The following is a 12,585-nucleotide window of genomic DNA, read 5'->3' as shown; positions in this document are numbered from 1 at the left end:
AGCCGACCGGATAGGCGATCGCGACCATCAGCATCAGCGGTAGAGCCAGCGCCTTGGTGAGCAGTGCAACGGTGAGTGACAGGGCGATCCCCATCGCCGTCCGCTGTCGCATGTCGCCCGCCAGTACGCCGGCGATCAGTACTGTCAGCCCACCGACCGAGAACATCAGTAGTCCGTCGTTGTTGAACGTGGCGCCGACCCGGGTCAGGCCGGGAACGGCGAGCGGCACTGCCGCGGCTGCCTGTGCCAACGGCTGGCAGAGCCCGAACCGGCGTGCGGCCGCCCAGGCGAGCAGGGGCAGTGGAGCGACAAAGCTGATGTTGAGCAGGCGCAGCACCCAGACCTGCCGGTCATATGCCCATCTCGACGATCCCGGCAGAGCCGCCAGCAATACCGCCCCGACCGCATAGGTCACCGGCGGGTGCTGAACCATCTGGTTGGACAGTCGACCGTCCGTGACCGGCTCGGGACCGCCAAGCGCGTCAAAGGACAGGCGCCGGCCGCGGGGCATCGGCGTGATCGCGGCGAATGGTGGATCATCGGGGGATCTGCGACCCGACTGGAACATCCCGGCGTACCGGCCGCGATCGAAGTCGTCCGAGGTGGCGGCGACCCCCTTCGCCATGATCCGGTCGCCCGGCGCCGGCCATCCACCGCCATGGAGCAGCCCGTAGACCATGTCGACGTGTTGGGCCTCGTCGTAACCGGTCCAGGTCGGATATGTGAACGAATAGGTCACCAGCAGCGTGAGGTGCAGCGCTGTCAGCAGGATGACCCCCCGCGGTGGACGGGACCGGGCGCGGGTCAGCACGTCGTCGGGTGCTCGCCGGGGCGCCGGGGGTCTGATCGCTGCCTTCTCCGGACGACGGTGACGGCCAGACCTGGTTGGCCAGCCGCGCCCAGCGCTTAAGAGCGACCGGCAATAGGGACGCGGCGTCGCGGGGCAATCTCAATCCTGGGCGCACGGCTGATACTTTGTGTAATCAACTGATTGCTGTATGGTCATTTCATCCACGGTGGGTGAGGGAACGGGCCGTGTATGATCATCCGGCGATGTCTGCCACACTTATCTGGTGCGCGTGATGGTGACGGGAGCCGGCGGTCAGCTCGGCGTGGACCTCTGCCGGCAGCTGGAGTGTGATGAGCGGGTCCTTGCCTGGGCGGGTTTCACCCGCGCCGAGTTCGACGTCACCGATGCTGCCCGGGTACGGGCGGTCGTCGCGGACCAGGCTCGGCCCGCGAAGGTCCAGGGCGGTCTCGTGGTGGTCAACACCGCGGCCTGGACGAACGTCGACGGTGCCGAGTCCGACGAGACGGGCGCTTATGCCGCCAATGCCGCCGCTCCGGCGCAGCTGGCCGCAGCCTGTGCCGAGGTCGGCGCAACCCTGGTGCACGTCTCCACCGACTATGTCTTCGACGGCACGGCGGACAAGCCCTACGAGGCCGATGCCCCCACCGCGCCGCGTTCGGCGTACGGGCGGACCAAACTCGCCGGCGAGCAGGCCGTGCTCGCGCTGTGTCCGTCCGCCTACGTCGTGCGCACCGCCTGGGTGTACGGCGCGTCCGGGCGCAACTTCGTCCGGACGATCGCCAAGCTCGCGGCGGAGCGCGACACCCTGTCGGTGGTCGACGACCAGCACGGGTCACCCACCTGGGCGGTGGACCTCGCCGCCGGGCTGATCGAGCTCGCGGCATCGGGGGCCAGGCCGGGGATCTACCACTGCACCGGCGGTGGCGACACGACCTGGTACGGATTCGCTCAGGCGATCGTCGCCGAGCTGGGGATGGACCCGGCAAAGGTCACGCCGACGACGACCGACGCGTTCCCCCGGCCGGCTCCGCGCCCGGCCTATTCGGTGCTGTCGTCCCGTTCGTGGAGCGACGCGGGCCTGACGCCGCTGCGTCCGTGGCGCGATGCGTTGGCCGCAGCCTTCCCCCAGATCACCCCTGCGCCGTAGGCCGGGCGCTACCGACTGCGGGCGCACTCTGGACCCGGACATTCTGCTCGATCCACGCAGTAAGATCATCGGCGCGGTCCCGCAGAAGCGGGCCATCACACATTTCTTCCTGCGGTTGTCTGCGCTTGCCGACGATCTGCTGGCGTGGCTGGAAACGAACGCGTGGAACTGCGGGCGGCACTGCGCGCCGCCATGGACATCTCCGGTGAGGTGAACGCCTACCTCTACCGCGAGGAGCCGTGGAAGACCGCCCGGTCGATCCCGACCGGGCCGGGCGGAGCCTGGCCGTCTCCATCCAGGCGATCTCCGGGATCACGACCGCGCTCACGCCCTTCCTGTTCTTTTCCGTTTACGGCCCAAGTGAGGAGGACTGTACGCCGGGCGGCTTCTGGCCCCGGAAGTACCTGGCGGTGAGGTCATCAAGGGTGGGTGCGCGCCACTGCTTCTCGGTGCGTGACATGTGCTCGAGGATGGCTTCTCCCTCGGCAGGCATCCGGCCGTTGCCGGTCAAGGTAGGCGACGTTCCCGTCCCGCAGGATCTGCTGTACCGAGCGCTCTAAGTAGAACACCGCTACCTGGACCTCCTCGTACCTCGCGACGCATCCACCCCAACCCCACTCCTTGATCCGTATTCCCTTTGGTGCGACGAGTGGAAGAAAGACGTCAGGAGGCGCCGGTTTTCGGGCGGAAAATGGACGTCAACCATCCACTCGTGCTGGACCGGCTACCCACCAAGGCGTCGCTGCCACAGCGGCTACCCATCCCCGCGGCCACCCGCCGGCCCCCACATCCGCTACCGCGGCGGCCGCCCTCGCCGGATTCCGTCGGGTGAACCGTCAGGGAGACACTCATCGATCAACAAATTGAGTACGAAAACGGCTGCAATAGCGACCGTTTGTTCACTCGGTTTCATGATCTGAAGGTGGCATGTCGCGCTGATCATATGATCTTGGTTCCGAACTCGGCGGGCATCGCCATGACCTGGACGGAGACGCCCTCACTCCAGTGTTGCCCATCCCCGGAGTGAGGCCGACCGGCCAGCGGGGTCACGCAACCGCCACCCCGCCCAACACCACCCCGTCGGAAAGATCAAAAAAGACACAACGGAGGCACTGGCGGAGAAGCAAACAGGTTAAACGCCACTCGCGTCGGGTTCCGCGCCGGCAGGGACTCCGATCACGTCAACCTTCCACTCCTTCGGGAGTAGCGCTCGGAGGCGATCGACGCCGCCGGAGAGCAGTTGCCGATAATCAAGAAAAGACATGACTCTCCCGGCAGCTACTTGCCAAATTTATACACTTGCCAAGTGTAGGCAACTTCCTGAATCTGGCAACTCATTGCTGCCCACGGCTGGGATACGTATGTTGATCTTCAGTTATCTCGTTGCGGTTGCGGTTGCGGACGGCGGGCAGTGGATGAAGCGGGTGAGCTGGCCGGTCAACGGCCAGGACCGCCGGCCGGAGTCGTCCGGGCACCAGCCGAGCGTGGCGAGCATGCTGTCAAGGCTGTGAAGGCTCTCCGGGAAGACCAGGTTGTATGTGATCAGGTACAGCGCACCGGCGTCCGGACGCGCGGCGAGGAACGGCGGTATCGAGGTGTTCCAACCCAGTGGCGGTAGGACCAGGGTGTTCACCTCGGCGATCGCCAGCCGTGGCATAGCGGACGTCTGGTAACCGTCGTAGTACGACACGTAGTACTGCTGTGCCTTGTACCACTGCCTTTCATCCCACCGGCCGGGGATCACGATCTGGATGTCGCCCGGCCGGGCGGTCCGCTCGGCGGTGGCGACCAGCTCCCGCATGTCCCCGAGTAGTAGGGGGCCATGCGCACTGGCCCGGATCTGGAAGATCCGCTGGGTGCTTACCGCCGTGAGGGCCACGGCTGCGGCCACAATGACCGCCAGCGGGGCAGCCACCATGGGGATCACTGTGGGAATCACCGGGACTGACCGTCGGATCCGCCAGAGTCGTCTGATCCGCGCTTGTCCGATTCGCGCTCGGGCGAGCCCGACCAGAGCCGATGCGCCGATACCGGCAACCACGTACAGCAACGGTAAGAAGAACAGGTTGGCCCGCACGAATCCGACCGGCCACTGTCCTCGTGCCGAGGCCAGCACGATCAGCAGCAGCGTTCCGCCGAGCGCGACCAGCAACGCCCGGCCGGCCCGGTCACGCGCCGCGACATAGCTGCCGACCGCCCAGCACAGCAGTGCCCCCGCGACCACGCAGACGTGGAGTCGGTGGTCGGGGTCGGCCAACAGCGGCGAACCGGTGAAGGGCGAGCCGAACTGCCCGTCCGGACGGGTCATCGCCGCCGTGAACGCGTTGCGAGGTAGCTCCCACCCGGCCGTGCGTAGCTGGCCGACCGCGTTGTTCCGGGTGATGAAGAAGTTCCGCCAGTAGGGATTCGCGGCCAGGTAGCTCTGCGGCAGGACGAACACCGCGAGATGCACGGCCCCGGTGGCGCAGACCAGCACCGATCCGACCAGGCGCAGGACGGCCGGACGCCGTGAATACACCACCCGGCCGGCGCGCACCACCCGGCGGGCGTCCAGTGCGTCCAGCACATCCAATACCAGCAGGGGAGCAAGGACGAACAGGGACGTAACGCTCATAACCACGCATCCCGCCATGCCCAGCTGCGCCCGCCAGGGCGAGCTACCGGTGTTCACCGCACGGCGCGCCCGCAGCCACAGGTACAGCGTGGCCACCGCGCAGGTGGCCTCCGGCAGGTAGGACTTCAGCTGCATTCCATAGACGAGCAGCCCGCCGTTGACGGTCAGCAGTCCGGCGACGATCGTGGCCGCGGGCCGTGAGAGCCACCACCGGCCCAGCGCATAGGTGAACAGCGACAGCGCGATCAACGCGACGATCTGTGGCAGCCGCAGGACTCCTTCGGTGTTGCCGCCAATCGTGACCGCCAGCTTCTCGACCGTGAACCAGCCGAATGACAGCGGCGCGTTCGCCGTCCTGAGGGTTTCGAACCAGCCTGCGCCGACGCTGATGTGATAGGCGCGCCATGCCTCGTCGTACCAGAGCGGCCGGACCAGGGTCGGCCATAAGGCGACGGTGACCGCGACGTCGAGTCCGACGAGCGTGGCGCATGCCACCAGGTCTGCACCCGACCGCCGTGACGTCACCCTTCGACCGGAGCCGGGTGACGCGGGGTCAGGCGATCGAGTGATAGACGGCGGCGGTGCGTTCGGCCGTGCGTCGCCAGGTGAAGGTCCGGGCGTAGGCGCGTCCCGGCCCGGGGTCCACGTCGTCCTTGAGCACGCCGATCAGGGCGTCGGTGAACGCATCGGCCTCGGTCGGTGGAACCAGCCGCACGGCGTTGCCCGACATCGGGCCGACGACCTCCCGGACCGCTGGGATGTCAGCTGCCACCACTGGGGTTCCGGCCGCCAGCGCCTCCAGCGGCGGTAGGCCGAACCCCTCGTAGAACGATGGGAAGCACAGAGCGCTGGCCCCGGCGACCAGACGCCGAAGTTCGTCCGTCCGAACATAGCCGGCGCTGACGACGGTTCCCCCCGGCAGCCCGGCGAGATCGAGAGTGGGTCCCCACCCGGCGGGTCCGACCAGGACCAGCGGTGGGGCGTCGCTGACCTCGGAGTGCAGGCCGCGGACCGCCTCCAGCAGGGTCGGAAGGTTCTTGCGCGGTTCGACCGTACCGACGAAAAGCAGGTATCGGGCGGGCAGGCCGTGGGCGGTGAGCCAGCGTCGCGATGGCGGCGAGGCGGTGAACCATGCGGCGTCCACGCCCAGTGGCGTCACGGTCACCATTGCCGGGTTCAGCCGGTAGGTGTCGATGACCTCGGTGGCGATCGCCTGGCTGGGTGTGATCACAGCGGCGGCGCGGCGCAGGCCACGCGGGACCAGATCCCGGTAGCGGGCCGAAGCCGTGGAGACCGTACCGGTCAGCTTCAGATAGGCCAGATCGTGGATGGTGAGGACGCCGCGGGCCCGCCGCGGTGGCGGCAGCACGAAGTTTGTGGCGTGCACCACGTCGACTGGCCCGGTCAGCCACTCGAGCTTCGGTAGTTCGGTGCGGGCCCAGGCCTCGTGCACGATCCGGGCCGGAATCCGGCGCGCGGCCGGGCGTACACCTGGCGGTAATGCGGGAGCGAAGTTCGCCAGCCCACGCCAGGTGAACGCTGTTGCGGCCACGTCCAGACCGGGCAGCGTGGGCAGCTCGGCGAGCAGTTGGGCCGTGTAGCGGCCGACTCCCGTGGGCGTGCCGAGTAACGGAGTGCCGTCCAGGATGACCCGCATCAACCGTGATCCTTTCCGTCTCGGCCTTGCCAGGTCAGGGGCCCGGCCCAGGGGAGCCCGGCTCGGCAGCGCCCGGCTCGGCACTGCCTGGTTCAGGGGGCATACAGCCGGTGACGGGTGGCGATCTCCCGCCAGCGATCGGCGAATGCCGCGTCGGAGAATTCCTGGGCACGGGCAACGGCGCTCGCAGCCAGCCGTGCCCGCATGCCGTCCTCGGTTGCCAGGCGTCTGGTGAACGAGGCTAACTGCGCGGGGGACGTCCAGCGCAGGCCGTCGAGTCCGTGGCGGACGATCTCCCGCTGGCCGGCGCGGTCGATCACCACCGGCACACAGCCCCCGGCCATCGCCTCGACCGTGGTCATCCCGAAGTGCTCGGCCGTCCATGGCCGGCGATCGTTGTCCTCGCCGTATCCCGTTGCGGACCAGAAGACCGAGCAGGTGGACAGCAGCCGCTCGACCTCGTGGCGTGGCGCGTTCGGATGGATGTCGACCGGCAGGTCACGGGCGATCTCCCGAATCTTCTCCAGGTATGGCAGCTGGGACTCCTCGCATCCGCCGACGACATGCATCCGCCAATCCGGTAGCGCGCCGGAGTGGTAGAGCTCACCGAACCACTCGACCATTTCCAGCTGGCGCTTGGCGTGCCCGAGACCGGGCGCGAACAGGCGCCCGACCGTGAGCACCGCGCGCTCCCGAGTAGTGGCCGGAGTAAGGCGCTCCACCTGGATGGGCGGGTAGAGGACGTCCGCGTCCACGCGCCACAGGCGGTGGATCCAGCCCTGGGTGTAGGCGGAATTCGCCATCACCACGTCGTATGACGAGAGATAGTCCAGATCGCGCGGGTTGGCCAGCAGCCAGGGGAAACGCAACGCGAGTCGGGCCCGGGCACCGTCGTGTTGGTCGGTCACCCGCGGTCTGCTGACCGCCACGCCGAGTTGACGCAGATCCCGGGACCCGGTGCCTTCCGGCGCAGCGGTGCCTTCCGGCGCAGCGGTGCCCGCCGGCGCAGCGGCGCCCGCCGGCGCGGGTGGGCCCGTGCCCGTGTTGGTGGAAGCAGGTGTGAACGTGTCACTGACCAGCGTCAGCTCACAGCCGGCGGACGATGCGGGCAACGGCACCGCGACCGTCCGGAACGACCCGCCGACCTCAACGGAGGCAAGGGTCTGCCCGTCGGCGTCCTGGACGTGCAGCCGCACCGCGTCGGTAGCCCCGGGACGGCCGATGTCAGCGCGTAGCTCCCGTTCGCCGCCTGCCGAAACCGCGAGGACCCCCGTACCGTTCGTCCAGATCCACTGTCTGCGACGCCCCCCTTCCGGTGGGTACCAACCCGTGCCGTATCCGACGGTCGGACGAACGCCGCGCAGCAGCGGGCCGCACGCGCGGATGGCGGCCTTGCGCCACCCCGGCGCGTCGTGATCGGCAGGTGTCGGGAAGAAGCACAGGTGTGCCGCATGAGTTGAGCGAGGGACCAGCCGGCTCATGTACGAACCGTTGACGAACAGGTCGTACTCGGCGCTGAGTTCGGCGATCGCGTCGTCACCCCGGTCAGGCAGCAGGCGGTAGCGGCAGCCGGCGAGGTCGAGTCCTAGATGATCACCGATGGCCGCCAGGTCGACCTCGGCATGGCCGAGGATGTCCACCTGGGCGCCTTCGGCGGCAAGCACCTGGGCGATCATCCCGTTGTGGCGTTCGCCACCGCCCATGGAGTGCCAGAACCGGTTGTAAACGGCGGCCCGCACTCCGCTGGCCGACCCCTGCCCACCTCTGTGCCCGGTGCTCGGATACCGGCTTTCGCGCGGGTCAGGCCGCCTGTTCTGGGCCTGTTCTGCAGCCGGCTGTGTGATCGCTGTTATGGCCGGCGGTGTGGTCGCTCGTTGGGTGGGCACTGGTTGCGTAGTCATCGCTGCGCCAGCCAGATCTCCAGCTCACGGTGGCCTACCGACGCGGTGCGTGCCAGCGCGCGGCGCCGTCCGAGCATCACCGGCAGCAGCCGCAGGTAGGACGCCATGACCTTCAGCCGCAGCACGGTCGGGCGCAGCGCGGGCCGGCCACGGACGGCCCATGCCTGCCGTATCGCGCGGATGGCCATCGATGCGGTCGTGAGCGGATAACGGCCGACCGCGGCCAGGGCGAGCCCGGTGCTCGCATTCTTGGTGAGCATCAGCAGCCGGTTACGGTCGGTATGGAAGACGAACAGCGGTGACCACTCGACGCTGGACGCGGAGTGCACGTGCCGCAGGACCGCGGTCGGAACGTAGCGAATTGTGTACCCATGGGAGCGGATGCGCCAGGACAGGTCGGTGTCCTCGTAGTAGAGGAAGAAGTCGTCGTCGAACCAACCGAGTTCCCGCCCGAGCGCCGTGCGGATGGCCATGCCGTTCCCGCAGGCGGTGAACACATCCTCGGACCCGGCGAACTGTCCGGTGTCGATCTGCTGGTAGCCGCGGTCGGCGCCGTAGCCGTCCCGTAGCACGATCCCACCGACATTGTTGATCACATCGACGCGGGCCACGCCATCGGGGACGGTCAGTTCCACGGTGGACGGTTCGGCGCCGGCGGCGAGGGTACTGCTGCCGCCGCCGGTGTCACCGCCGGCGTCGCTGTTGGCGATGGCATCCCAGCTCAGTGTAACCGACTTCGGCGCCTCGCCGGACCAGGTGAAGCCGATGGTGACCGGGCCGCCCTCGGGCACCGGGACGGCGAGCTCGCCGTCACCGCGGGTCCAGAAGAACGGTGCGGATGAACCGCCTTCAGCACCGAAGGTCAGCTTTTCCCACAGCACCTCATGCAGGATCTCCCGGTCGTTGACGGTCACCGATGAGATCCGGACGCCGAGTGCGCGGGAGTCGTGCGCACCTGGTGTGAAGGTCGTGGTCGACAGCCGCAGTCGCAGGAAGCGGGGGAGGAATACCACCTTTCCGGTGACCGCACCGAGCTTTTCGGTGATCGCGCTGGGCCTGCCGGTGACCGCGCTGGGCTGCTCGCCGCCGGACCGGTCGGCTGCGAACGGGGCCAACAGGTTTGCCAACCAGTCCGGTTCGGGGACTGCATCATTGTTGAGCAGGACGGCGTAGGGGGTGGTGACCATCCGCAGCGCCAGGTTGTTGCCGCCGGCGAAGCCGAGGTTCACCTCGGACGGGACCATCCGGACCCATGGGTACCGTTCGGCCAGCAGCGTCCTGGACGAGTCCATGGACGCGTTGTCGACCACCCATGTCTCGAAGGTGAAGTCGCTGACCTGCTTGGCGATCGCGTCCAGGCAGGCGGGCAGCAGGTGCGCACCGTTCCAGTTGACGATCACAACGGTCGCCAGCGGCGCGGGGCCGCCTTCCTGGGTGCTCATGGGCGGGTTCCCGTTTCATAATCGATCTTGAGTAGGCCGCCGGTCTGCGATCCGCTGATCCCGAACAGGTCCTCGAACCTCCGCTTGGTGATCTCGGTTCCGGTCGCGGCGTCGGAGACATGCACGCTGATCGCGAACGCGCCGAGTAGCTCGGGGAGGCTGGGCACGGTGAAGTCCACCGTGAGGGTGCCGCCGACGGTCGGCACACCGCCCGAAGGCGTCTCCATCAGCCAGACCGGCAGTTCGCTCGGGCCCAGGGCATAGACATGCAGGTAGAGCCGTTCCGGCGCCTGTTCGGTGACGTCCAGGGTGATGCTGACGGTAAGCCTCTCGCCGGGGCTGAACTGGACCTGCGGCGGCCCCTGCGGGTCCCGGCTGAAGGTCACCGACGTGGGCCGGGCAACGGCGAACTCGTGGGGCACCGGACCGTCCGAGGGCAGGCTACCCAACCGTTGCCGCAGTAGCCGGGTGCCGACGGCCGGCGCGCCGTCGAAAATCATTGATCCGGATTCAAGGACCAGAATCCGGTCGCACATGCTCTCGATCAGATCCAACGAGTGGGTGACGAACAGGATCGTGCGGCCTTCGGCCCGAAAGGCGTCGATCTTTGCCAGACACTTCTTCTGGAATGCCTCGTCCCCGACCGCGAGCACCTCGTCGACGAGTAGCACGTCCGGATCGACATGGACGGCCACCGCGAACCCGAGCCGGACATACTGGCCGGACGAGTAGTGCTTGACCTCGTCGTCGATCTTGTGGGGGAGTTCGGCGAAGTCGACGATCGAGTCGAACATTCGGTCGATCTCGCGGCGGGGCAGCCCCAGCAGGGAGGCGTTGAGGTAGACGTTGTCCCGGCCGGTGAGCTCGCCGTTGAAGCCGGCTCCGAGCTCCAGGAGGGACGCGATCCGCCCGCTGACCGACACATGACCCTGGGTTGGGCGCAGGATTCCGGCCAGTACCTTCAACAAGGTGGACTTGCCCGAGCCGTTCGCCCCGGCCAGGCCCACGGTCTGGCCGCGCCCGATCTGCACGTCGATGTCGCGCAGCGCCCAGAAGTCGTCCCCATGGGCGTGCCCGCGACGCACGAACAGTTCCTTCAGGCTCGTCGCCCGCCGGTGGTAGGAGACGAATTTCTTACCCACCCCGGTCGCCTGGATCACGATCGGGGCATCCGCCCCGGGCAGGCCCGCCGTCGATGTGGCGGTGTCCGATGTCGGGCCCGCCGTGGTGTTCGGCGATGCGGCTGTCGCTGGTGCGGCTGTCGCCGCTGCGCCCGCTGGTGCGGCTGTCGCCGCGGTGTCCCCCGACGCCCCGAGGACGGCCGGTTGCGCCGGTGACTGCTGCGCTGACACGTTGTCGTCCGTCCTTCTGTATGCCTCGGCTGGCTAGAGATTTTCTGCGAAGTCGGCCTGCATCCTGCGGAACACATGCACTCCCAGCCAGAGCAGGCCCAGCGACATCACGCCTGCGATGGCAAGGTGCTCAAGGTAGAAGCGATAGCCGGGGTCGGCCAGGATGCCCGCTCCGGTGGCCGGGTTCACCGCTGGCCCCTTGTAGATCGCTCGCTGGAAGGTTGCCACCACCGTCGCCATCGGATTGAGGAAGTAGATCCACGTCCACTCGTTCAGTAGCTTGCGGATGAGCCCGACGGGATAGACGATCGGGTTGAGCCAGAACCACGCGAGCAGGGCCACCTCCAGCAGGTGCTCGGTATCGCGGTAGCGCACGTTGAGGCCCGACACGAGCATCGACAGGCCGACAGTGAAGATCATCGCTATCGCGAATGCGGGCAGGAGCAGGAGTAGCTGGAAGCCGAAGAAGCCGTAACCCAGCGCCACGACCACCACGAAGAGCACGGTCAGCTGCAGCACGAAGTGGACGAGGGCGAACCCGACCGCCGAAAGCGGCAGTACCGGCAGCGGAAACCGGACCTTCTTCACGAGGTTCGCGTTGAAGACCACGCTGCCTGATGCCGATGACACGCTCGCCGAGAAGGCGTTCCAGATCAGCAGACCGGACATCAGGTACACCCCGAATCGGGGGACCCCGGCGCTCATGATCACTTGGAAGACGAGGGTGTACACGGCCAGCAGAAGCAGCGGATTCGCCAGCGACCAGGCGAAACCGAGGGTCGAGCCCTTGTATTTGACCTTGAGGTCCTTGCGGATCAGGTTCCGCAGCAGTTCCCAGCGTACCCGGGTCTGGGCGCGGCTACGGCGCGCGAGCATCCGCGACTCCGGCCCGTCGGCCCCTTGCGGACCACGGTGCTCGCCGTCGGACTGGATCGCGGGTGCGGACCGCTCGTCAATCAGGTTCGACACCAACAGCCTTCCGTGAGCCGCATCGAGATGTGGCAAAATCGGTACCGGTACACCGAAAACGACCTACCGTACGGGCCGCGCAAGGTATCGCACCAGGTATACCGAAGCGACGCGTTCGCAGGTAGGGCACTCCGGTGACCGCAGCTCCAGAGCCGATCCATAGTATCGGCCCGTTCATTCAGCTCCGGCCGGCCGCCGTCCGAGGATCATCCGGGCATCAGCCGGCCCGTCGGAGGTGGCTGTGATGGCCGCCGGTGGAGGACGCCCGTGTTCACCGACGTCCGGATTCGTGAGGTCTGGTCGCAGTTGGAGTCCGGGGGTGCAGAGGTCCTCACCCTGGACGTATTCGATACGTTGCTGTTTCGGCTGGTTCCCGAACCCACTCATGCCTTCCTGCTGCTCGGACGGCGCCTGGCAACGGCCGGCCTGCTGCCGCCGACGGTGACCGCGGGGCAGTTCGCCCAGCTCCGGGTGCATGCCGAGAACCGGGCGCGCCAACACGCGAAGTCACTGCGGGGCACCTTGGAGGCACGCCTCGACGAGATCTGGTCGGCGCTCATGCCCGCCATCCCCGGCAGCGGTGACATCGACGATCTGATCGCCATGGAGGTCACCCTCGAGCGCGATGTCTGCCGCGCCGACCTCGCCGTCGCCGAGCTCGCCGAACTCACGATCACCAAACTCGGCCGGCC

The 12,585-nt window shown here is 67.7% G+C and carries 9 protein-coding genes and 2 pseudogenes; 4 read left to right on the top strand and 7 right to left on the bottom strand.

Features of this window, described 5'->3' with window-relative positions:
* Window positions 1–811, bottom strand: a pseudogene (locus tag U9978_RS10060) (hypothetical protein); the annotation flags it as partial.
* Between the two features lie 271 nt (window positions 812–1,082).
* Between U9978_RS10060 and rfbD the strand changes: the two are divergent.
* The 3 genes from rfbD to U9978_RS10050 all read left to right on the top strand — a co-directional run bounded on the left by rfbD (window position 1,083) and on the right by U9978_RS10050 (window position 2,790).
* Complete coding sequence (rfbD, locus tag U9978_RS10055; RefSeq protein ID WP_322760812.1) at window positions 1,083–1,958, top strand: dTDP-4-dehydrorhamnose reductase; 876 nt, start codon at window positions 1,083–1,085, stop codon at window positions 1,956–1,958.
* On the top strand, window positions 1,915–2,172 hold the full coding sequence (locus U9978_RS24010) for a class I tRNA ligase family protein (RefSeq protein WP_416210915.1): 258 nt from the start codon (window positions 1,915–1,917) through the stop codon (window positions 2,170–2,172). The genes rfbD and U9978_RS24010 overlap by 44 nt, the downstream gene beginning before the upstream one ends.
* A gap of 435 nt (window positions 2,173–2,607) precedes the next feature.
* Window positions 2,608–2,790 (top strand): hypothetical protein, encoded by a 183-nt coding sequence (locus tag U9978_RS10050; RefSeq protein WP_322760811.1) that lies wholly within the window; start codon window positions 2,608–2,610, stop codon window positions 2,788–2,790.
* A gap of 543 nt (window positions 2,791–3,333) precedes the next feature.
* Here the strand turns inward: U9978_RS10050 and U9978_RS10045 are convergent.
* The 6 genes from U9978_RS10045 to U9978_RS10020 form a co-directional block, all read right to left on the bottom strand.
* Window positions 3,334–5,067: a hypothetical protein gene (locus U9978_RS10045; RefSeq protein WP_322760810.1), complete on the bottom strand. Its 1,734-nt coding sequence runs from the start codon at window positions 5,065–5,067 to the stop codon at window positions 3,334–3,336.
* 58 nt (window positions 5,068–5,125) lie between these two features.
* Window positions 5,126–6,229: a glycosyltransferase family 1 protein gene (locus U9978_RS10040; protein ID WP_322760809.1), complete on the bottom strand. Its 1,104-nt coding sequence runs from the start codon at window positions 6,227–6,229 to the stop codon at window positions 5,126–5,128.
* A gap of 92 nt (window positions 6,230–6,321) precedes the next feature.
* A complete protein-coding gene (locus U9978_RS10035) occupies window positions 6,322–7,932 on the bottom strand; it encodes a glycosyltransferase family 4 protein (protein ID WP_322760854.1) in 1,611 nt (536 codons plus the stop codon).
* A 194-nt stretch (window positions 7,933–8,126) separates the two neighbouring features.
* Window positions 8,127–9,572 (bottom strand): glycosyltransferase family 2 protein, encoded by a 1,446-nt coding sequence (locus tag U9978_RS10030; protein ID WP_322760808.1) that lies wholly within the window; start codon window positions 9,570–9,572, stop codon window positions 8,127–8,129.
* Window positions 9,569–10,924 (bottom strand): ABC transporter ATP-binding protein, encoded by a 1,356-nt coding sequence (locus U9978_RS10025; RefSeq protein ID WP_322760807.1) that lies wholly within the window; start codon window positions 10,922–10,924, stop codon window positions 9,569–9,571. The genes U9978_RS10030 and U9978_RS10025 overlap by 4 nt, the downstream gene beginning before the upstream one ends.
* A gap of 33 nt (window positions 10,925–10,957) precedes the next feature.
* Window positions 10,958–11,893 (bottom strand): ABC transporter permease, encoded by a 936-nt coding sequence (locus tag U9978_RS10020; protein WP_416210914.1) that lies wholly within the window; start codon window positions 11,891–11,893, stop codon window positions 10,958–10,960.
* A gap of 267 nt (window positions 11,894–12,160) precedes the next feature.
* Here U9978_RS10020 and U9978_RS10015 point away from each other — a divergent pair.
* Window positions 12,161–12,585 (top strand): annotated as a pseudogene (locus U9978_RS10015) (haloacid dehalogenase); the annotation flags it as partial.

The sequence above is a fragment of the Protofrankia sp. Cr2 genome, assembly GCF_963555885.1.
In the GTDB taxonomy this organism is placed as follows: domain Bacteria; phylum Actinomycetota; class Actinomycetes; order Frankiales; family Frankiaceae; genus Protofrankia.
Note: the sequence above shows the minus strand (reverse complement) of the source record. Positions and strands in the feature narration are given on the sequence as shown.

Excerpts from the sequence above, each read along its gene's own strand:
- U9978_RS10040 (WP_322760809.1), bottom strand. The coding sequence starts at position 6,229 with ATGCGGGTCATCCTGGACGGCACTCCGTTACTCGGCACGCCCACGGGA.
- rfbD (WP_322760812.1), top strand. The coding sequence starts at position 1,083 with ATGGTGACGGGAGCCGGCGGTCAGCTCGGCGTGGACCTCTGCCGGCAG.
- U9978_RS10035 (WP_322760854.1), bottom strand. The coding sequence starts at position 7,932 with ATGGGCGGTGGCGAACGCCACAACGGGATGATCGCCCAGGTGCTTGCC.
- U9978_RS24010 (WP_416210915.1), top strand. The coding sequence starts at position 1,915 with ATGCGTTGGCCGCAGCCTTCCCCCAGATCACCCCTGCGCCGTAGGCCG.
- U9978_RS10030 (WP_322760808.1), bottom strand. The coding sequence starts at position 9,572 with ATGAGCACCCAGGAAGGCGGCCCCGCGCCGCTGGCGACCGTTGTGATC.